This is a genomic window from Butyrivibrio sp. AE3004, from assembly GCF_000703165.1.
Lineage (GTDB): Bacteria > Bacillota > Clostridia > Lachnospirales > Lachnospiraceae > Butyrivibrio.
On the sequence record NZ_JNLQ01000001.1, the window covers coordinates 394,890 to 416,925 of the forward strand.

A 22,036-nucleotide genomic window follows, 5' to 3' on the forward strand; every position below is an offset into this window, starting at 1 on the left:
CTGCTATCATTAAAAGGTAGCAGAACTTTTTTCTTTTTTGACTTTATGAACGCAAAGATGAAAAAAGCTTTTAGAAATCCTGCGTTCTGTATAGAAAAAAATATGACTTATAATTCAGGAAAAAACACATTAAAAATCATAGCAGCATTTATCGTAGGAATTATAGCTCTTTTGATGGGAATTTGCCTTGGAAGCGTGAATATACAGCTAACCGATACTTTTTCGATAATCATGGCAAAGCTGTCAGGCAGTGCGGTAAAGGAATCCGTCGATCCTTCGCTTATTTCTATCCTGTGGGAGATAAGAATTCCAAGGGCACTTTGTGCTTTTTTTGTAGGAGGAGCCATTGCGGTCAGCGGAGCAGTAATACAGTCTATACTTCAGAATCCGTTAGCATCCTCATACACACTCGGGGTATCATCCGGAGCATGTCTCGGTGCTGCAATAGTAATTATTACGGGAATTGGTGGAGCATTTCTCGGATATTTTCTGCTTCCGGCGGTAGGCTTTGGATGCGGACTTTTGACTGTCCTTCTTGTTATATTAGTCGCAACCGGCCTTGATTCGGGATTTAAAAATCACACAATCATTCTATTCGGAATGATATTTTCACTTTTTGTAAATGCGATTATGACTATGCTCAGTGCACTGAACAAGAGTCACATGCAAAGACTTATCTTATGGCAGCTTGGGACTTTTTCGGGCAGACGTTTTGCTCATGTGGCTGTTATCTTTGTATGTCTTATCATCGGAATGATACTTATCATGCTTTTTCACAGGGAGCTTGATATTCTTTCCTTTGGCGATGAGGAGGCCCAAGCGGTAGGAGTTGATAATAAAAGGACCAAGATTATTCTTCTTATTCTGGCCTCATTTCTCACGGGAGTATCAGTATGTTTTACAGGTGTTATAGGCTTTGTGGATCTGACGATTCCTCATATAGTAAGACGGATATACGGTTCCGCACATAAGGTTGTAGTTCCTATGAGCCTTATACTAGGTGGAGCGTTTATGACAATCTGCGATCTGCTTGCAAGAACCCTTATGGCACCACAGGAGATACCAATAGGCGCGATTACGGCCTTTGTGGGAGCTCCGTTTTTCCTCTGGGTATATTATAAGAGGAGGACCTGAATGGGCGAAAAAATCATTGAATTAAAGGGCGTATCAGCAGGATATGTGAAAAACAGAAAAAACAGGAAGCCTCAAGATGAGCAACTGATCATAAAGGACATTTCTCTTGAAATAAAGGAGGGGCACAGCGTGTGTCTTCTGGGTCCTAATGGCTGCGGTAAGACAACGCTCCTTCGAGTGATTGCAGGTATGCTTCCATCTTATGGAGAGATCCTGCTTGACGGAAAAAACATACATGATTTGAAGCGCAAGGAGATTGCATCATACATTTCCTTTTTCTCACAGATGTCTCAGGTGTACTTTTCATACAGTGTATATGAGACAGTGATGCAGGGACGTTATGTTCACGGAAGTACATTCTTTTCGGGGGCAGGCGCGGTAGATAAGGAGATTGTGGATGAGACGCTTGAAAAACTGAGACTTACTGATATAGCAGATAAGCAGATAACCACATTGTCAGGAGGACAGCTCCAGAGAGTTATGCTGGCAAGATGTATAGCGCAGGGGAGTCCGGTGATGATTCTCGATGAACCTATGAATCACATTGATATGAAGATACAGGCGGAGCTTTTTGACTATCTTCTGGAATGGCGGCAAAAGCCTGTGAAAATGGTCGGAAAAAGAGAGTATAAGCCTACCATAATAGGGGTTTTTCATGATATAAATGTCGCCCGGTATTTGGCTGACGAAATAGCTTTTATCTCAAAAGGACGAATCCTGGCTTCCGGAAAAAAGGAAGAAATTCTGACAAAAGAGCTTTTGGAAAGAACCTACGATTTTAATGTTGTGGAGTATCTGCAAAGATTCAATATGCAGCAGTTATTATAGCAATGAATGTATAAGGCGGATAAAACATTTTTTTATAGATGAGGAGGGTATCCGAGATGAGTTCTATACATAAGTTTAAAAAGGTTAAAACAGCAGTTATTGGTTGCGGAATGATCAGCGATATATACATTCGTAATCTGAAAGAGCTGTTCGATATCATTGATCTTGCGGCAATAGCCAATCGCTCAGTAAATGGAGCCAAAGAAAAAGCCAATATTTATGGGATAGACAGGGTTATGACAATAGATGAGGTTGCAGCTTCTCAAGATATTGAGCTGGTTGTAAACCTTACACCTGCGGATGTGCATTATTCAATAGTAAAACAGATGCTTGAGGCAGGAAAACACGTATATACAGAGAAAATGTTTACAACAAAGCTTGAGGAAGCCGAAGAGCTTATGAAGATTGCCGATGATAAGAATCTGCTGATAGCGGTGGCGCCTGACACGGTTCTTGGGGCCGGCATACAGACAGCAAGGCATTACCTTGATTCCGGTCTTATAGGCGGGATTACTAGTGGCTTTGTCAGTGTAAACCGTGATCAGTGTCTTATGTCTGAGCTTTTCAGATTTTTACAGCAGGAAGGTGGAGCAATACCTTACGATGCGGGAATTTACTATATAGGTGCACTGATTACATTACTTGGCAGTGTGAAAAGGGTTTCAGGTTTTGGTGCACCTGCCCTGATTCATGATAAGCAGCTTTTGTTTGTAAAAGGCAATCCGGATTCCTGGCAGATTCCCGGTACAAATGTACTTTGCGGAGCATTGGAATTTGAGAGCGGAGTGCTTGTTTCAATTCATTTTAACGGAAACAATGTCGGAGGTGAGAAGACCAGATTTGAACTGTTTGGTACCAGAGGCAATATGGAGCTTGGAGATCCAAACAGGTTTGATGGTGAAATAACAATATCTCTTCCGGAAAATGAACCCGTGAAAATGCCTTTTACACATGGTTTTAACGGTAAAAATATGTTGGGAGATCCAAAACCTTTTGACGGATACGGTCACCGCGGAGTGGGCGTTGCAGATCTGGCATATGCCATCAGGCAGGGTAGGAAAAACAGACTCAGTAAAGAGTATGGATATCATTGCATGGAAGTACTTCTCGGACTTGATGAATCGATCAAATCAGGAAAAGTTTATGAACTTAAATCAAGAGCAGAGGTTGAACCATTAAAGCCGGGATTCTATTCTTCCATGTTTGACGGCACGCTCAGAGCTGATGCAGAGCTGTCACTTGTGTAATGATTACTTTGAGATTTGTAATTTTTTTAAAATTTTTTGGTCTTTTTGCAACATATATGTTTCCTCATCTGTATATATAGCAGAGAAGTAAATAAAAACCTTTAATTTGAGGAGGAAACAAATATGAAAAGAAAAACATTACTGGTACTTGCACTTGTAGCATCAATAACACTCACAGCCTGCGCACAGCCGACAGTCCCGGAAAATAATCAGTCTGTACAGGAACAGGGTACAGAGCAGGATGATAAAGATACTGCCCAAACCGGGAAAAAAGAAGAGGAAAAACCTGCTAAATCATCATCTGAAATGGATAAGCTTGTTAATAATGCAGGAGAAGCATATGAGGACTACCTTAAAAAGGGAAGGTCATATGAAGAAGCAGATACTGCAGCATCTGCCCCGGGTATTATAAATGGTATAAGTAGTTTATTCGGTGCATCAAAGAGCTGTGATTCGGCAGCAATGGCAACTGAAGCAGCAGTAGAGGAAAGCTGTGAGGCAGCATGCGAGGATACGTATGAAGAAGCCTGCGTAGAAGAACCGGGTGCCTTCGAAGAACCTGTTATCTGGGATACCGAGTCATACAGGAAAATTTCGGAGTCCGGGTTTACATCAGTAAGCACGCAGCCCTTTTCAACATTTGGTGCTGACACAGACACTGCAGTGTATTCAAATCTTCGCAGAAAAATTCTTGGCCATGAATATGACTGGTATGGATACGGTATAGACAACGATGCCATCCGTATAGAAGAGATGGTGAATTATTTTAAATATGATTACAAGGATCCGGAAAACGGGGAAAAATTTGGTGTAACAACAACTCTTAATCCCTGTCCATGGAACGAAGATACACTTCTTCTGAAAATCGGTTTAAAAACAGAGGAATCTACCCCTGAGAAAGGAAGTAATATAGTTTTCCTTATTGATACCTCAGGCTCAATGTACGATTTTGATAAGCTTCCGCTTGTTCAGGAGGCTTTTAAAGTACTCACCGATGGGCTTGATGAGAATGACCGTGTTTCAATAGTAACATACGCAGGCTCTTCCGAAGTTGTTGCGGAGGGTGTATCAGGAGATAAGCATTCAAAAATTAAGGACATGATCGACAGGCTTGAGGCAGGCGGTTCAACAAACGGAAGCGAAGGAATCATTACTGCCTACAAGATTGCTGAAAATAACTTTATCGAAGGAGGAAATAACCGCGTAATCCTGGCAACAGACGGAGATCTTAACGTAGGAACAACATCTGAAGCAGGACTTATAGAGCTTATTGAAAAAGAGAGGGAAACAGGAGTTATGTTCTCTTGCCTCGGCTTTGGTACAGGCAATTATCAGGATGACAAGATGGAAGCCCTTGCCGATCATGGAAACGGTAATTATGCATATATTGACTGCCCCGATGAGGCAGAGCGTGTTTTAAAGAACGAGCTCTGGTCAACAATTTACACGGTTGCAAAGGATACAAAGTTTCAGGTTGAGTTCAATCCGGAAACAGTGGAAGGATATCGCCTCGTTGGATATGAGAACAGAAAGATGGCTGCTGAGGATTTTGCTGATGATACAAAGGACGGCGGTGAAATAGGCTCAAATCAGTGTGTTACTGTCCTCTATGAGATAGTTCCCGCAGGTTCAGCAATGGATATGCCCAAGGTACAGTCAAAATATCAGAAAAATGAAAAAGAAACCTCAAAAGATCCTTCCGGAGAGCTTCTTACTGTAAACATCAGATACAAAGCGCCTGAAGCATCTGAAAGCGTCCTTAGGGAATATCCCGTAACATACGATATGCTCGAAGAGACTATGGACGATGATACTTCATGGGCATGCGGAGTCGCACAGTTTGGTATGCTTATGAGAAATTCAGAGAACAAGGGAACAACTACCTATGACTCTGTATACAACAGACTTAAAGGCCTTTCAGGAGTGGCTGATAACACAGCAAAACTCGAGTTCCTGTATATGGTAAAGAAGGTTGGCAAAGATCCTTCACAGTATATTTCGGATTATCAAGAAAATGTATCTTGTGATAATGATGTCAATACATCAAATACAGATGGCTATGATGATTATTACGGGATTGCTGATGAATTTACAGATGGATTTTGAAACAGGGTATTACACGAAAAATTTTTTTCTGATATAATCATGGCTTGTCATATAAATTTATTTTTGAAGATGTAGAGCCGGTAACATTGGAAACGTAACACTGTGTGGTGCAAACGAACAACACGCCCGAGGTCTTCCCCTGAGAAATGAAAGGAGAATCCCAGGTATGTTACCACAGAACAAGTTTCAAGATGTTATTTTCACTATTTTTATGGCTTTTGTCATGGTTTATGCAATGATCTGCTACAATATTTCTCTTAATGTAGGAGGCATGCAGAACTTCATTTTTCTTGCAGCATTTAAGGAAATGCTTATCATGTTGCCGGTGGCAGTTTTAATAGAACTGTTATTTGTCGGAAAGCTTGCTCAGAAGCTGGCATTTAGATTTGTTACTCCGGGAAAGGATCCTATGATAATGATTATTCTGGGTATCTCTGCCATGAGCGTATGTCTGATGTGTCCTATGATGAGCCTTGTAGCTACAATCCTTTTCAAGGATGCCGGTTCCGAGTTCATTGCAGTGTGGCTTCAGACAACAGTTAAGAACTTTCCGATGGCCCTCTGCTGGCAGATATTCTTCGCAGGGCCCCTGGTTAGAAATGTATTTGGCTTTTTTGTGAATAAATTTTCCAGAAAAGAAATAATTGAATGTAAAGGCTAATAATTTAAGCAATCTATAATAGGTAAAAGACCATTTGACAGTATAATGTGTACTGTCAAATGGTCCTTTTGTTTTAAAGCTATTTCACTTTTACCTTTTTAATCTTGCTCCATGTAGAGTAGAGCTTTTTATCACCAGTCTTCTTAAAAGAACGAATACGTACATAATATTTTTTGCCGGATTTGAGCTTCTTGATTTTAAGAGAGCTTTTGGATGCTTTGCAAGTCTTAATCTTACTTCCGGTAAACTTTTTGTTAGTAGCATACTGTATTTCGTATCCATCTGCTTTTGAATTGCTGTACCAGTTGACTGAAAAGCTCTTCTTAGCCTTGGTAAGGGAAAATGATTGTACATTGGTGGGAGCCGTGGCTACATCCTTATTTGTGGTGTCATTAGAACTCTCGTTGTTTTTAGACCAATTGGCATTACTATCGGTATCCTTTTTTTCCTCTTTTGGAGGATTTTTAATCAGAAAGTAGACAGTTTTTAATCCGGTAAAGTTACCGATGCCTTCTATACTAATTTTGCCATATCCGGCATCAATGTTGTTTGAGTACGTTAAAGTGTAATCCGTGTCCTTAGTAAGCGTCTTGTCTTTGTAGGTTAGCATAACTTGTGGAGTTAACGGTGCACCTGTACTTGTCTGGTCTGAAATATCCGAACAATTTGCGGAATAAATATTTACAGCTTCAATAGTTACAGGAATAGAAAAATCAGTTCCATTTGAGAGCTTTCCTTTCAAATCGGCAGATCCGGCATTTTTGCCTGTGAGCGTGGTCCCGGAAACTTCAATGACCGAGTTATCGGACACAGTAAATGTATCTATGGCCTTTGTGAGAATGGCACCATTACCATAGCTTCTGCCTTGATAGTAAACATTCTCCTTGATAGTAGTTAAGTCATAACTTTCACCATATGTCACATTGATGACGGAAGGTGCTGCTTTATACTCGAGTTTAGACGAGAGAAAATCTATATCTACAGTTTCCTTATCATTAAGGACTTTCGTTTCGGTAGTAGAAACAGTGGGAGAACGGAATTCCTGAACCCAGAAATGCACTCCATTACGCACAACATGTCCTATTGCAACGCAGGTATTTGCAGAACTAAGCATATTTCTGCGATGCCCCTGTCCGGAATAACTAAAATCATCTTCTTTCCATGCTTCGAATACAGCTGATGCGGTTGGGAATCCGTAGGCGATGTTCTCACCGGCGCTCATGAACTTGGAATATGCTGAAAAGGGAGCCTTACCATTTGGTCTCGTATGCGAATAGTAAACAGCTATTTCCATGGCTCGTAACATTGCTGTTTTTTCAAGGTCGTAGTCATATTCAAGTTTCGGAAGATCTTTGCACTGGATTTTTTCTGTATCTGTATTGTTCCAATACCATGCTTCCGATCCGGTTCTGAAATCGTTTATGGAATCCAGCATAGCGCGTGCACTGGTCTGTTCATATGTGCCGGTGACAGGGAGCGTGACTATTGTGTCTGCCGCAAAAGTTTGAATACCCTGCATGGAAGTTGCCATAATTAGTACTGCCAAAGTTATTGTAAATATTGATTTAAGGGTATTTTTCATAATGATTATTCCTCGCAGAATCAGAAATTGTGGGCAATGTTGCCCGTTGAAGTTTATTTTACTGCTGTTATGAAGGTTTATAAAGTGCAATTTGGCATGAGAATGCTAAGATTACAGACCTATAATCCTTATAGTATTTTAAATTCGTTCTTCAATGAAGAATTTGGATCATATTGGTTTGAAACAGGAACACCTACATTTCTTTTTGATAAGAGCAGGGAGAGTAATTTCGATTAAAGGAAATTAACTAATAAAGCTATTTTTACCAGTGAGGCGATACTTAAGGATTATTCCGGAGATACCCTTGATCCTGTTCCGCTTTTATATCAGACGGGATATCTGACAATTTCTGATTATGATGAAAGAAGGATGAGGTATACTCTATGTTTCCATAATGAAGAGGTAAAATACGGCTTTTTGGAATGCATACTTATACAGGTCGTATAGATTGCAAGGTTGAAACAGAGGATTATATCTATTTGTTTGAATTTAAACGGGATGAATCTGCAGAAGAAGCGCTAAACCAGATTGATGATAAGGATTATGCACTTTCGTTTGTAGCTGATTCCAGAAAGCTATTCAAGATTGGAGTATCTTTTGATTCCGAGGAGAGAAAACTTATCGGTTGGGAAGTGAGTGAATCAAACTAAAGATAAACTAAAATATACAAAGCAATAAAAAACATTGGATAATGACAGATTTGTCCCATTTTTTTATTGCTTTGCTAATCTGATGATGATTAGGAACTAATAGTTATTGAAAAATTTATTACGACCCGAGTAAGTAATAGGAGATTATTATATTTGGGTTACCAAAAAACAGAGCTTTTTACTAACCGGCAAGAGCTGGTATTCGAGTTTTTTGTCGATACAGTATTAGGATGCGAATGACAGCAATTGTTTACTTAACTTTATACTTTTTTTATTTGCTTTTTTAAATCAATAGTTCCATAATTTTTGTCGAGAGGGGTTGACATTATTATGAAGAAGAGGCATTTTTCGACAGACAGACAGACAGACAGACAGACAGACAGACAGACAGACAGACAGACAGATAGGATATCTATGCTTTTCTATAGTAATATTGACGCATTTCAGGCAAAATGCTTGTAATGCGTCTTTTTAGTGTGCCCCAAAAGAATCACAATAGGAAAAGTTTATTATGTCACGGAGGAATCAGGAATGCAGCTAAAAAAACAAGGATTGTTTGTAAAAGCTATGGTAATTGTACTTACATTAGTTATGTCATTTATGTATGTGCCATCGATGAAGACATACGCCAAGAATATGAAATCATCCGGTTTTAGATTCAATCTTTCGGCGGAAAAAGATGTAACAGTCTATAGGCAGGTTGCGGGACTTAAAAATTTGAGGCCATTTACTTTCAGGGTTAAGAGCATTAAGCGTAAAGAAGCCAATGACAGAATAACTGTAACGCTTAATGTAGTAATGAAAGATGGTAAAGGTTATTCAAAGAAAGATGTTGACAGGATTGTAAAGAAAATAAATGGAAGGTATTCTTATGGCACAGTGTGGAGTAGTTCCACTGAAAAGTGGGGAATACTCTTTGTTGATTATAAAACCGGAAAATTTACTACATTAGCAGAAAATGATGTACAAATATCAGCTACCGGCTGGCAGATATACAGATCAAAAGTGTATAGCGGGAAATATGGAAGAAAATATAGGAAATACACAAGATATTACAATACTATCGAAGTATCTTTCCCTTCTGACTATAAGGACTTGTGTTTTGGAGTTTATGGGAGTCCTGATTACAGAGCATCTTCCGCAGATTTTGATGCGGGACTTTGTAGTTTTGCAGCATCTGCGCTAAGTAATAAATCGACAAGAAAGAAGACATCGAGTTGGATGAGGATTCAGTAATAATATAAACATGAGGAGACGTAATATTATGAGATTTAAACTCAAAACAATATCCAAATTATTAACATTTGCAGTGATTTTCAGTTTAGTATTTCTATCAACACGTTTGGAAACAAAAGCTTGGGATGGGTGGAAGAATCATATTAAGGGAACTCTCTCATATAATAATGATTATTCCAAAACAATTAGCAAATTGAGTGAATATACGTATGGACCAGGGCTAGGTAGTGGAGAGAAAAGCTATCCATGGATTGTTTATAAAGTTTTGATTACCGAAGATGGCACTCTGAAACTGAATTTTTCTTCAAGAAATAAAGGGATTTTTTATCAAAAAGAGAGTTCAAGTACAGAAGGAGTGGGATATCCTTTAACCATCGGTAGTTCAACCCCTTCCAATGAAGGAAATTTTTTTAAGTATGGTCTGTTTAATTCTAATGGGGAGAATGTTCGAGATTATTTCTATGTCCCTTACTATATATATGATGGAGGAACAGGAATATATAGTGGATCATTATCTTTTGAAGTATCAAAAGATACATATTATTTGGCTGTGAATCCATCTAACTATAAGACGACTTATGATAGCGACAAGAAGGAATATGTGTTAACAGATATATATGCACCTACGTATGATTGGAGTGTAATAGCTCAATTTGAGAAAAAAGAAGTTACGCCAGATACGGAGGTTAAACTCAGTTCAACAAGTTTATCATTAAAAGAAGGAGAATCCCATCAATTAACAGCTTCAGTTACTCCCAGCTCAGTATCTTCTACATGCAAATGGACCACTAGTGATGCTAAGGTGGCAACTGTATCGAATGGTAAAGTTATCGCTGTTGGTGCAGGAACAGCAACTATTACAGCATGGTCATCTGATGATAAAGCACATGCAACATGTACCGTAACTGTTACTGCTTCTAAACCGAGTGGTGGAGGTGATTCCAGCGGAGGAGAAAATCAAAGTGGGGGTGGCAGTTCCAGCGGAGGAGGAAACCAAAGTGGTGGAGAAAATTCAAGTGAATCAGAAGGATCCAGTGGCTCAGGAGGAAATACAACTACTCCACAACCTAGTATCCCCAAGGTCATTCCGAGCATTTCGCTTAATAATGCAGCAGTAACATTGAAGAGAAGCGGCGGTGTTCAGCTTGTTCCTATGGTAACTTCACCAACTGGTACTGAAAAGCTTATAACCTGGACAACAAGTCAGGCAGATGTAGCAGTGGTCAACGAAGCAGGTTATGTAACAGCCATTGATATAGGAAACGCAGTAATTACAGCGACCACCTATGATGGAGTTTCAGCAACGTGCGTAGTATCTGTCGTTCCGAATGACTCAGATGTTCAGGCGGCAAATACGGTTCAGAAGGCTATTCCTACTATTAAAACCAAGGCGTCAGGTAAACATGCCGCAAAAGTTATCATCAAAAATTCAAAAGTTTTTGCTGGATGTAAATATGAAATCCAATACAAGAAAAAGGGCTCAAAATGGTGGAGTAATACCGTTATGTCAGATAAGGCTACTCGTAAGATTACGATGCTTGCTAAAAAGACGAAGTATCAGGTTCGCGTAAGGGCTGTTTGGAGACTTGGAAAACAGTCATATTATAGTAAGTGGTCTAAGACAAAAACTGTTAAAACCAAGGGATAAGAACTATAATTTTGAGAAAAGACTCGCTGATTGTCTGTAGATAGTCAGCGAGTTTTTTCACGCACAAAACATCGCAGAGTTGTTACGTATGGAGTGATGCTAATGTAAAAAGCAAACAAAACAATCTATTTATTTTCAATAAAATCTTAAGAATTCGTTCGAACATATATTCTGCATAAATGCTATAATAGTAGATGTGAAGCGGGTTTAATGGGTATGAGGTTGAGACGGAAGTTCAATCTTCATGCAAAAAAATGAGGAATTAAAATCGATTCATAGATATGTACTACAGGAGTTAAATGGTATGGGAAAGGAAAGACAGAACAGAGCAATAACTTATGAGGAGGCCAGAAAGAAGATTGAGGATATGACGCTGATAAATAATTTTTTGTTTAACAGTGTTATGGAAGATGAGGAAAGAGCAAAAGCAGTATCTAAGATTGTTATATCTACTGTTGTGGGGCATGAGGTAAATATCAAGACTACTATTGGAGAAAAAATATTAACAGGTATAGACATCGGTATGCATGGTGTAAGATTTGATGCATTAATTGGTGCAGAAGATGGAGATTCATCTGAAGTTGCTTATGATTTTGAAGTAGAGGACAGAGAGGCAGACAGGCCCGGGTTACCAAGACGGCAGAGATTTTATTCAGCTATGGTGGATTCAAAGTTGCTTAAGAGTAATTGTCCATATGAGAATTTGCCCGATTATGTGTCTATTACAGTTTTGTCATATGATCCGTTTGGAGCAGGAGATATGTATTATGAGGCAAAATCTGTCCTAACTTCACATTCGGATTTGTGCTATGATGATGGTAGGGTAAATTATTTCTTTTATGGTAAAGGAAAGAATAATTTGCCGGATAGCAAATTTGACAAGCAGGCTGTCGAGGATTTGGTGAAATATATAGTAACCGGTGAGAAGCCTGAAAAACCTCAGGAAGCAGTGGGGAAGCTGGATGATATAATCAATTCCGTTAAGAAAAATGCGGAGGTAACCAAGATTTTTATGAAAGAATGGGATAGACGAAGGTTGCATGATATAGAACTTACGGAGGAGGTAACTAAGCAAGTAACTAAGGAAGTTATGGATAATGCAACTATAGATTTCATTGTATCTATGCGTGAGGAAGGCATTTCGGATGATAGAATCCGTTATCAGATTTCAAAGAAAGGTAATTATTTGGAAGAAGATATAGATAGGTTGTTTCACGAAGCAGATACCTCGGCTACAAAGTCGTGAGAATTTGTATAATGATAATGAGTAGTAATGGTAGTATTTTTATGTGAACAAGGAAAGTACTATCGGTAGATTACTAGCCGAAGAATACGATTAAATATATGAATAACCGCTTAACTTTTTAATTTGTTTCCGGGATTCTGGGTACATATTAAAAGTTAAGCGGTTATTTCTGTGTTATGGAATAATGTTTTCCAAACATGTAGCCAAGACAAATGAAAGATTTAGGAGAAGTTTGAAACAGAGAGGTAGCGGATAGGAATAAAGTTTAGGGCATGACAAATAAACCACCTGGAGGTGGTCGAAAAATTAAATATTTAGGCTAAAGATCTACGATGTCACTTCTGCAAGATCATCTTTGATGATAAAACCTCTGGACTTCAATAGATTGAGAGCCTGAGTTGTTGTAAGAGTTTTCTTCTCTTCAGCAGGCTTCTGAATAAGATAACCATCATGGGTATAGGACTTAAGATCTGTGAGTATGTGCCAGATAGCGGTCAGGAGCATACGGCAGATGGCAATGATGGCTTTCTTGTGACCACGATGTGATTTAATACGGCGATAACGTTCTGTGATTTCAGGATGCTTCTTGGATTTGATCAAAGCATTTGCAACTTGCACCAATACTGGTTTAAGATAACTACCAGCACGGGAAATCCTAGTGGATTTGATTTTGAAATTGCTTTGGTCATTGCGTGGACAGCAGCCAGCCCAGGAAACAAGGTGCTTGTCTGTGGGGAAGACGGACATATCGCCACCTATTTCTGAAAGTATCTGTATTGCCGTGAATGGATTTTTATCCAAACCCGGAACTGTACGAATCAGGGCAAGAGCATCGTTGTATGGATCAGAAACACGAAAGATTTCCCGCTCTATTTCATTCTTGTGTTTCTCTAACTCATCTATGTGATCCAGACATTGGCGAAGCTTGATTGCTTGTTCTTCACAGATGGCACCATCAACGGCAGCCTGGATTTCTTCAATTGGATGCTTACATCGTCTGTCAACAAATGGAGAAACATCGAAACATTCTCCGGGATGCTTAAGAATATATTCAGTTATGGATCTGGAAGATTTTCCAAATACATCAGTGAACACTTCATCAAGTTTAAGATTTGATACTGTGAGACAATTAAGAGCGCGATTCTTCTCACCTGTGATCATACAGGAAATCTTGAATCGGTATCTCACCAGATCTCTAAGATGACGGATGTCAGCTGGTGGAATGAAGGAAGGCTTGATCATGTCGCACATGAATAAGTCACATATCCATTTTGCGTCCTTACGGTCGGTCTTATTACCTTTTTGTGGTTTTGTATATTTGGGATGAGCAAGTACGACATTGCAAGTCTTTTCAAGGATATTAAAAACAGGTATCCAGTACTTGCCGGTAGATTCCATGCAGACATCAATGCAATGATGCTTGGTAAGCCACTCAGCAAGTTCACGCAATCCTCTTGAGAAGGATGAGAACCTTTTCTCAAAATACTCAGTGCGGCCATTTGCATCGGTAATGCCAATGCATGCAAAGATCCAGGTTTTGTGGACATCAAGTCCACAGCAGTTCTTTCGAAAGATTTTAAATGCCAATAGATAACCTCCTGTCAAATTTTATCGTTGTAATGCTGACAGTGACTGGTCATCCGGCGAAATCGAGACAACTTCGGAAGAGATAAGTTTACGGGCTACGTTATGCGCCATTCGTTGATGCCTTTACAGATGACCGACAACATATAAGTATGCGAGGTAGCCGCTATACCGCCCCGCCACTCACCTCCACGTGTTCTGTAGTGTGTCAGCCTTACAAACAAAGAATAAAACAGGAAACTTTAAAATAGAAGATGGTGAAAGACGCAGGGTTTCATAACCCCGTTGGTGTCTTTCACAGAAAGACGGTTAATAAGTATGAAAACAACAGATGATTTTAGGGACTATATGCGCTATTCATTCTGCACGTAATAGTAAGATGTTTTAAGCTTTACCATAGAAATACTTTTTGTATATACTGAATTTGACTAACACATCATCAAATACATACCAAAAGGAAACTAAATTATTATGAAAAAATTCGAACTGATAAAGGAAATAATGATTCTTACACTAGCTACAACAATAATAGGAGCCGCAGTTTTCTTTTTTCTCATGCCAAGCCATGCATCGGTAAGCAGTATTTCCGGACTGGCAATTGTATTGAAGAACTTTATACCATTGCCGGTATCGATGATAACAATGATATTGAATGTATTTCTGCTGATAATCGGCTTCATCACCTGTGGAGCAGAGTTTGGATATAAGACAGTGTATACATCGATTTTACTGCCAGTGGTGATTGGAACCTTTGAAAAAATCTTTCCTGATTTTGTATCTTTTACAGGTGATGCGACTCTTGACGTACTCTGTTATATATTTTTTGTAAGCATCGGAATAGCCATTCTATTTAACAGAAATGCTTCCTCAGGTGGGTTGGATATAGTAGCAAAAATCCTTAACAAGTATCTGAGGATTGACCTTGGAAAAGCTATGTCAGCTGCCGGGCTATGCGTTGCAGTATCTTCTATCCTTGTATACGATACGAAGACATTGATACTGAGCATTTTGGGAACATATTTCAATGGTATGATTCTGGATCACTTCATTTTTGATCAGAAGCTTAAACGAAGAGTCTGCATTGTTTCCCCGTTTGAAAAGGAAATCCGTGATTATATACTTAATGAGCTTCACAGTGGGGCAAGTATATATAAAGTTATCGGTGCATATCGCATGCAGGAACACAACGAAATTATTACTATAGTAGATAAAAGCGAATTTCAAAAACTCATGGCTTTTATAGATAAAGTGGATCCGCAGGCCTTTATAACTGTATATAAGGTCAGTGATATGCAGTATCGCTCAAAATCCATGCCGGAAAGAATTTTTAATGATTAATAAAGCCAATATCTGAACCGGAAAAAACGATAAAGGGTAATGATTAAGAAAGGAGTTAGAATTCATGAGTTTACCGGCAGACTGGGACAAACCATCTCATGAAAACAGCATATTATGCGATAGGTTTCAGTATGGTATGTTTGACTATTCGGGCAAACTGCCATACCGGATCTTTGTGCCAGAATCCAAGGAAAAAGTGCCGCTTGTAGTTTTCCTTCATGGTGCTGATGCCTATGGTGATGACAACGAGCTTCAGCTCTCCATGCATGATATCGGGACTGTATTTGCCACAGATTCCTGGCAGAAGAAGTACCCTTGTTATGTACTGGCTCCCCAGTGCGAAAAGAGCAGGCACTGGGCGGGACTTCTTGATGTGAATCGTGTATGCGCTTTGGTGAAGAAACTTATGATGAAGTGTGACAACATAGATTCTGAGAGGATTTACATTTATGGCTACAGTGCGGGAGGAGTTGGATGTCTTGAAATCTTAAAGTACCATTCTGAAATGTTTGCCGGTGCTGTTTCCATATGCGGAGCAACAGGATGGAGAGACTTGAACAACCTTCTAAAAACACCCATATGGCTTATCCATGCAGCAGATGACCTTATAGTAAAAGCGTCATATAGAGAAAAGAGCTCAGTAAGCACACATTTGGGCTCACGGGATATTTACGCAGAGTTAAAAGACAAACACCCGGATCTCCACTACACAGAATATAAAGCTGGTGTACTTAAAGAAAAGTATGGAATAAATCCTCACTGCAGCTGGGTTCTTGCAGGAAGAGATGAGCAGGTGAAAGAGTGGCTGTTTTCAAGGAATATATGAGAGGTATGAAAACAACAGATGATTTTTTGGATTATAGCAACTATATGCGCTTTTTACATAAAAGGATTATGTGGATTCGCCAATACGTTGGTATTTACTTCAATACTGAGTTTTGGAGCAGCAAACATTAACATATCGCCTGTTGAGCTGGTGCTTGGATATCCCACCAATTTAATAATAAGTTGGAAAGAGAGAAAATCCATAGATTGGAAAATATGTCTTCCGTTGGCCGTTATGGTGATTATTGGTAGCCTGGGAGGAGTAATTTTTCTCAAAAACGTAGATATTACCGTTGTTAAAATAATATTTGGGGTGTTGGTAATACTTGTTGGATTGGAAATGTTTTTTCGTGAAAAAGCTGCAAAAAAGGAAAAACAATCAAAAATCCTGCTAACGGTAATAGGGGTACTGTCAGGATTTCTATGCGGATTGTATGGAGTAGGGGCTCTGCTTGGAGCGTATATAGGTAGAACTACGGACAACGCAAAGGCTTTCAAAGCCAATATATGCATAGTATTTATAATTGAAAATTCTTTTAGAATTATCTTATACAGTATATATGGAATAATAACTGTGGCAGCACTTAAAAAAGCTCTGTTTCTCGTGCCCTTTATGCTCATGGGGCTTGGAGCAGGGATGGCCAGCAGTAAGAAGATAGATGATAGTATTATAAAAAAGATTGTAATTGTGATGTTGATAATTTCAGGAACTGCGCTGATTTTGACGAACATACTTTAAGCAATAGAGGTGCAGATTACTGTCAAAACAGCGCAGACTTACGATGAAGAATATGAAGTACAGTCTTGAAGATGCCACATGAAGCAGTAGATCAGACATGGTTTGCTGTTTTTTTGTGCACGCAGATGACGTAAAAACGATATTAACTTTATAATATATTGTTTTTTTCTTTTTGTGAAGGAGGCATTCCAGGTTAAAAAACATTAAAAATAAGTAATATTACTAATCCTATGCTTCTCGATTTCTGCTAGTTCCGTGAACGCTTTGAAGATTTGTATGAAAAAAACTATGGTTAAATAAATGTTAGTTACGCTGCCCTTTTGACTTTATAAATTTTTAATTTGTAATTTAATAATGATTGGAATAACGTTTATAGTATAGATACTTTTTGCATTTATCCCAATAAAAATAAAGGAGATGAGAGTATGGAAATACAAGGATTATCTGGTTTTCATCAGGGTAGGAAAATTCCGGTCAATGGGACTGTAGTGATTGGCAGAAATCAACAGTCATGTACGATTGTCTATCCGGATAATACAAAGGGAATTAGTAGGGTACATTGTAAGGTTGACCAAACACCGCAAGGATGCATGGTGACGGACTTGGGGTCATCGTATGGAACCTTTGTAAATGGTAGAAAACTGATGCCGAATGTACCGACTCCTGTTAGGGAAGGTGATACCTTCTATCTGGGTAATCAGAGTAACTTATTCTCTATTGTAGGTGAAGCTGGGACAGGTTCTACAGCTGGAGGGAAAAACGCAAAAAAAGGTAAGAATAAGACTCTTATTGCTATTATAGCGGCTATTGCTGCAGTCCTTTTAATAGGTATTATCGCTGCTATAGTTATTAGTAATAAAGACGCATATCCGACACTTGTAGGAACTACTTGGAAGGTTGCAGAGTATCCAGGTGTTCGAATGTCATTCGCGGAGAATGGAGATCTTATCATTACCCATCAGGGTGAATTTGAGATAAACGGAGCTTTTACTTACAGCGCTGTTGGGAAACATATGGTAAGTGTGAAATATACAGCACCTATTGAAGATTCGACGATTTCTGCAAATGTAAGTGCATCATTGTTTACTATGATAGGTGGAGGGTTGTCTTCAATAGAGAGTGTAAAGAATGCATATCAGGCAGGTTATGTCTGGAAATATGATTATTATAAGAAAACTGATTCTATGAAGATATCGGATGTCAACGGATACAGACTCTTTACCTTGGAACATTAATAGATTATTTGTACCGTATATTAACTAATAAAGGAGACAGAATATGGAAATGAAAAAGTGTCCCAACGGACATTATTACGACGCGTCTATACATGCATCATGTCCTTATTGTTCAGGAGCAAATAATTCCGGAGCAACCTTACCTCTCGATAGCTTTGGTGGTGGAGATGGTAGTTCAGAGACTATGCCACTTACAGGCGCTATTTCTGATGGCGGTACGGACAAAACTATGGCGTTGCAGCAGGCGATGAATAACTCTGATTCCGATGATGGAAGAACTGTTGCTCTGATTAAAGAAGAAAAGGGGATTGATCCTGTTGTTGGCTGGCTTGTATGCACTGATGGTAAAGAAAAGGGCAGAGACTACCGTGTTCATGCTGACAATAACTTTATAGGCAGAAGTGACAGAATGGACATCTGTATCCGTGGAGATGAAACAATATCGAGGGAGAATCATGCTATTCTCAGTTATGATACTGTGGAGAACAAATTCTTTTTCTCACCCGGAGACGGTAGGGCGATTGTAAGAGTAAACGGAAAAGCAGTTTTCCAGACAGTTGAGCTCGCACCTTATGATGAACTCATAATTGGAAAAACCGCAGTTAGATTTATGCCATTCTGTTCAAAGGATTTCGTATGGTGAAAACGGATAACTACAGTACAATACAATTGACTCACAAGACAAACCGTGAAGAAAACGGTGAACTTGAAAGAAAGAAGAGCGATTCTTCGGAAGAGGCAGAAAATAAGGAAAATACAGAAAACTCAGAAGAAACGGAATCAAACGGTGAGGATATATCTAGTAAGGAAACAGATTACAGAGATGCTTCAGAGGAACAACAATCCGAATTTCAGAATGAGGTCAATACTTTAAAGGATATAATACAGGATAAGGAACAGACTAAGCAATTGGAAGATGGACAGAAGCTACAGACTGAGATTGTTGCGGGAACAGGATCATCTGAGATAACAAATGGCGGAAATAGGAATCTGTTCCCTATTGTTGGTGCAATCATAGCACTGATTCTGCTGTTTTTGGGAATAATTCTGGTTGTAATCAATAAGAGAAAGATAGGTAATAGCGAAGTGGATTATTCTTATGGGAAAACAGAATATCCAGAAAATGATCCTGACAGAGCATCTGTGAAGATAAATAAGGTGCCAAGAAATTCACCTGCAATCATAACTACCGTACATGGAGTCGGAAACCGTTCTGCGCAGCAGGATTCCTTTGGAATATCCGATGTGGAGGATTTGGAGAACATCACAAAGAAGGGAATACTTGCCATTGTGGCCGATGGGATGGGAGGTCTTGAGGATGGTGACAAGATGAGTCAGCTTGTCGTTGTCAAGATGTTGCAGGGATTTGATCAATCAACAGGAGATGAGAACCCGGCAGATCTTCTTTTGTCTCTTCTTGACAGTGCTAATGACGCCGTAAATCGTGAACTTGGTTCAGAGAGGCAGGGACAATGCGGAAGTACGCTTGTATCTGCGCTTGTGAAAAAGGATAAACTATACTTCATATCGGTTGGAGATAGCCACATCTATCTATACAGAACAGGAACTCTTAAACAGCTCAATCGCGATCACAATTATGCGGCTGAGCTTGATGAGATGGTCAGAAATGGTGAGATGTCCTTAGAGGAAGCTATGACCAATCCCAAGCGTGCGGCACTTACAAGCTATATAGGTATGGGTGACTTAGATCTGGTCGATCAGAATTCAAATCCAATTTTACTTAAGAAGCATGACAGAATCCTTCTTATGAGTGACGGTGTATACGGAACACTCGGGGATGAGAATATCTGTCATGCCATGGATGTCCCGCTTAAGAAGAGTGGTCAAATGATAAATGAAATGATCCGAGCAGAGAATAAACAAAATCAGGATAATTATACCTGTATCTTAATGGAGATAACTTGATATATGGACGAAACCAGAATCCAGGAACCTCCTTTTGCTCTGCCTTATGAGACTATAATCCACGGAAGATATCTTGTACAGAATGTTATAGGTTTCGGCGGCTTTGGCATAACTTACAGGGGAATGGACTTAAAGGAAAACCGAAGTGTTGCCATAAAGGAGTATTATCCCAATGGGGGTGTTACCAGAGTACCGGGAACAGTCGCTGTAGATGTGCGTGGGCCGCACGATTTCTATAAAAACGGTATGGATAAATTCCTTCAGGAAGCAAGGATTATTTATCATTACAGGAATCCATATATACTGACAATTTTCAGCCTGTTCGAGGAAAACTATACCGCATACTATGTGATGGAATATCTGACGGGAAGTGATTTGAAGCATGTGCTTTTGCAGCATGGAGGAAGGCTTTCCTGGCAGGGACTCAAAAACATCATTTTGCCTATCATGGATGCTCTGGCTGTTATACATCAGGACGGAGTTGTTCATAGAGATATCAGCCCTGACAATATCTTCGTGTGTGCAGATGGCAGTCCCAAGCTCATAGATTTCGGAACAGCCAGGTTCTTTTCGAACAATAGTGAACTCACAGTAATAATTAAAAAGGGATACGCACCTCCCGAACAGTATTCCTCCAAGGCAGGTCAGGGACCGTGGACGGACGTATATGCAATGGGGTCTACAATTTACATATGTCTTACCGGAGTAATGCCTCCAGAATCTTTGGATCGTGTAAGAAATGATACATTGATACCTCCTGAAAACATGGGATCTGATGCACCCATGAATGTGAACAGAGCTATTATGAAGGCTATGTCTCTATCTGAGTATCAGAGATTCGGGACGATGTATGAATTCAGAAATGCGTTGGAATCAGTGGGTGACGCTGGTTTCACATCCTCGGCGAATTTCTTTTCGGGATTTGCAGACAGATTTTTAGGAAGATCCATATCGTTTAAGAACGGAGCCAAAAGAATTGTCTGTGCATCGGGGATTTATGTTGGGCAGATAATCAATATAGATTCGGATTTGGTATTTGGACGTGATCCGAGCTGTAATCTTCTTTTTCCCAAGAGCTCAGCAGGAGTGAGCAGAATACACTGCCAGATAATGGTAACTAATGGTGGAGCAGATTGCATGCTGTTGGACTGCGGATCAACTTATGGAACTTTTTTAAACGGAGTGAGGCTTATGGCAGGTGTGCCAGAAAAGCTTGAAAACGGAAGTATTTTCAGCTTCGGACAGGATAACAGTTTCCGGTTTGAAGACAGATGAGGGACTAGATGTTTGAAAAAAAAAGAAAGAAAAAGCTGACTATCTTTGGGTATACAAGTAAGGGCGGAAGAGATGAGAACGAAGATACGGCAGGAATTTTCGATGACGATGCAAGTAGTATTCTGGTGGCTGTAGCTGATGGACTCGGAGGACACGGAGGCGGAAAAGCAGCGTCACAGGCAGCGGTTGATTCAATCAGTGATGATTTCAAAAGGTATAGCATTAAGGAACCGGAGGAATTTAATATCTGGTTCCAAAAGGCTAATCAGAAGGTTATGGGTATGCAGATGAGAGAATGTGAGATGAAAACTACTCTCGTCGTCATGGTAATGGATCCTAAGACCGCCATGTGGGCACATATAGGGGATTCTAGATTATATCATTTTGTGAATAGAAAACTTGAATTTTGCACTTTTGACCACAGCGTATCTCAGATGGCAGTTCTTCGCGGAGAAATAACTCAGGAAGAGATTCGGGGACATGTCGACAGGAACAGACTACTGAAGGCTCTTGGCAGGGAGGGGACAATAAGTATTGATGTCTCGCCCATAGTGGAGCTTGCGGGAGCTGAGCATGCATTCCTGTTATGCAGTGACGGATTTTGGGAATATGTGTTGGAAGAAGATATGCAAAAGACCCTGAAGGTCGCAGAATCTGCAGAGGACTGGATTAAGCGTATGCTGCTGATACATGAGCAGAATGCAAAAGAAGGATGTGACAACAATTCAGCTGTTGCTGTTATATATAGTGCCTGATTTTTACCTAAAAATAATAAA

At 39.6% G+C, this 22,036-nt stretch carries 21 protein-coding genes; 19 read left to right on the top strand and 2 right to left on the bottom strand.

The window, feature by feature from the left end; translation table 11 throughout:
* Nucleotides 1-45: 45 nt before the first annotated feature.
* The 5 genes from BV60_RS0102025 to BV60_RS0102045 all read left to right on the top strand — a co-directional run bounded on the left by BV60_RS0102025 (nucleotide 46) and on the right by BV60_RS0102045 (nucleotide 5,976).
* Nucleotides 46-1,134: a FecCD family ABC transporter permease gene (locus BV60_RS0102025; protein ID WP_242840925.1), complete on the top strand. Its 1,089-nt coding sequence runs from the start codon at nucleotides 46-48 to the stop codon at nucleotides 1,132-1,134.
* Entirely contained in the window at nucleotides 1,135-1,962 is an 828-nt protein-coding gene (locus BV60_RS0102030; RefSeq protein ID WP_029319149.1) for an ABC transporter ATP-binding protein, read from the top strand. It abuts the gene before it with no gap.
* 56 nt (nucleotides 1,963-2,018) lie between these two features.
* Nucleotides 2,019-3,209 (top strand): Gfo/Idh/MocA family protein, encoded by a 1,191-nt coding sequence (locus BV60_RS0102035; protein WP_051656445.1) that lies wholly within the window; start codon nucleotides 2,019-2,021, stop codon nucleotides 3,207-3,209.
* A 123-nt stretch (nucleotides 3,210-3,332) separates the two neighbouring features.
* Complete coding sequence (locus BV60_RS0102040; RefSeq protein WP_051656446.1) at nucleotides 3,333-5,315, top strand: vWA domain-containing protein; 1,983 nt, start codon at nucleotides 3,333-3,335, stop codon at nucleotides 5,313-5,315.
* Between the two features lie 166 nt (nucleotides 5,316-5,481).
* Nucleotides 5,482-5,976, top strand: a complete 495-nt coding sequence (locus BV60_RS0102045; protein WP_029319152.1) for a DUF2798 domain-containing protein — start codon at nucleotides 5,482-5,484, stop codon at nucleotides 5,974-5,976.
* Nucleotides 5,977-6,055: 79 nt separating this feature from the next.
* Here BV60_RS0102045 and BV60_RS0102050 read toward each other — a convergent pair whose 3' ends face one another.
* Nucleotides 6,056-7,522: a CAP domain-containing protein gene (locus BV60_RS0102050; protein ID WP_197029488.1), complete on the bottom strand. Its 1,467-nt coding sequence runs from the start codon at nucleotides 7,520-7,522 to the stop codon at nucleotides 6,056-6,058.
* Nucleotides 7,523-7,627: 105 nt separating this feature from the next.
* On the opposite strand from BV60_RS0102050, the gene BV60_RS0102055 reads away from it, so the two are divergent.
* The 6 genes from BV60_RS0102055 (at nucleotide 7,628) to BV60_RS0102080 (ending at nucleotide 12,338) form a co-directional block, all read left to right on the top strand.
* Nucleotides 7,628-7,795, top strand: coding sequence for a hypothetical protein (locus tag BV60_RS0102055; protein ID WP_197029489.1), 168 nt, complete (start codon nucleotides 7,628-7,630; stop codon nucleotides 7,793-7,795).
* Nucleotides 7,796-7,980: 185 nt separating this feature from the next.
* Nucleotides 7,981-8,208, top strand: coding sequence for a PD-(D/E)XK nuclease domain-containing protein (locus BV60_RS0102060; protein ID WP_051656447.1), 228 nt, complete (start codon nucleotides 7,981-7,983; stop codon nucleotides 8,206-8,208).
* Between the two features lie 330 nt (nucleotides 8,209-8,538).
* Nucleotides 8,539-8,670: a hypothetical protein gene (locus BV60_RS23980; RefSeq protein ID WP_255358073.1), complete on the top strand. Its 132-nt coding sequence runs from the start codon at nucleotides 8,539-8,541 to the stop codon at nucleotides 8,668-8,670.
* A gap of 69 nt (nucleotides 8,671-8,739) precedes the next feature.
* A complete protein-coding gene (locus BV60_RS0102070; RefSeq protein ID WP_029319156.1) occupies nucleotides 8,740-9,444 on the top strand; it encodes a hypothetical protein in 705 nt (234 codons plus the stop codon).
* A 28-nt stretch (nucleotides 9,445-9,472) separates the two neighbouring features.
* Nucleotides 9,473-11,092 (top strand): Ig-like domain-containing protein, encoded by a 1,620-nt coding sequence (locus BV60_RS0102075; RefSeq protein WP_029319157.1) that lies wholly within the window; start codon nucleotides 9,473-9,475, stop codon nucleotides 11,090-11,092.
* A gap of 304 nt (nucleotides 11,093-11,396) precedes the next feature.
* Entirely contained in the window at nucleotides 11,397-12,338 is a 942-nt protein-coding gene (locus BV60_RS0102080; RefSeq protein ID WP_029319158.1) for a hypothetical protein, read from the top strand.
* A 327-nt stretch (nucleotides 12,339-12,665) separates the two neighbouring features.
* Here the strand turns inward: BV60_RS0102080 and BV60_RS0102085 are convergent, their stop codons facing one another.
* Nucleotides 12,666-13,925, bottom strand: coding sequence for an IS110 family transposase (locus tag BV60_RS0102085; protein ID WP_029319159.1), 1,260 nt, complete (start codon nucleotides 13,923-13,925; stop codon nucleotides 12,666-12,668).
* A 468-nt stretch (nucleotides 13,926-14,393) separates the two neighbouring features.
* Between BV60_RS0102085 and BV60_RS0102090 the strand changes: the two genes are divergently transcribed.
* The 8 genes from BV60_RS0102090 (at nucleotide 14,394) to BV60_RS0102125 (ending at nucleotide 22,015) form a co-directional block, all read left to right on the top strand.
* Nucleotides 14,394-15,260, top strand: a complete 867-nt coding sequence (locus BV60_RS0102090; RefSeq protein WP_029319160.1) for a YitT family protein — start codon at nucleotides 14,394-14,396, stop codon at nucleotides 15,258-15,260.
* 64 nt (nucleotides 15,261-15,324) lie between these two features.
* Complete coding sequence (locus tag BV60_RS0102095; protein WP_029319161.1) at nucleotides 15,325-16,086, top strand: prolyl oligopeptidase family serine peptidase; 762 nt, start codon at nucleotides 15,325-15,327, stop codon at nucleotides 16,084-16,086.
* Between the two features lie 18 nt (nucleotides 16,087-16,104).
* Complete coding sequence (locus BV60_RS0102100) at nucleotides 16,105-16,824, top strand: sulfite exporter TauE/SafE family protein (protein WP_029319162.1); 720 nt, start codon at nucleotides 16,105-16,107, stop codon at nucleotides 16,822-16,824.
* A gap of 425 nt (nucleotides 16,825-17,249) precedes the next feature.
* Nucleotides 17,250-18,059: an FHA domain-containing protein gene (locus tag BV60_RS0102105; RefSeq protein ID WP_029319163.1), complete on the top strand. Its 810-nt coding sequence runs from the start codon at nucleotides 17,250-17,252 to the stop codon at nucleotides 18,057-18,059.
* A 43-nt stretch (nucleotides 18,060-18,102) separates the two neighbouring features.
* The gene (locus BV60_RS0102110; RefSeq protein ID WP_029319164.1) at nucleotides 18,103-18,702 is read left to right on the top strand and encodes an FHA domain-containing protein; all 600 of its coding nucleotides are present in this window, start codon (nucleotides 18,103-18,105) and stop codon (nucleotides 18,700-18,702) included.
* Complete coding sequence (locus BV60_RS0102115; RefSeq protein WP_029319165.1) at nucleotides 18,696-19,985, top strand: PP2C family protein-serine/threonine phosphatase; 1,290 nt, start codon at nucleotides 18,696-18,698, stop codon at nucleotides 19,983-19,985. Before BV60_RS0102110 ends, BV60_RS0102115 begins: the two co-directional genes overlap by 7 nt.
* Nucleotides 19,986-19,988: 3 nt before the next feature.
* Nucleotides 19,989-21,260, top strand: a complete 1,272-nt coding sequence (locus BV60_RS0102120; protein WP_029319166.1) for an FHA domain-containing serine/threonine-protein kinase — start codon at nucleotides 19,989-19,991, stop codon at nucleotides 21,258-21,260.
* 8 nt (nucleotides 21,261-21,268) lie between these two features.
* Entirely contained in the window at nucleotides 21,269-22,015 is a 747-nt protein-coding gene (locus BV60_RS0102125) for a PP2C family protein-serine/threonine phosphatase (protein WP_051656448.1), read from the top strand.
* Nucleotides 22,016-22,036 lie beyond the last annotated feature (21 nt).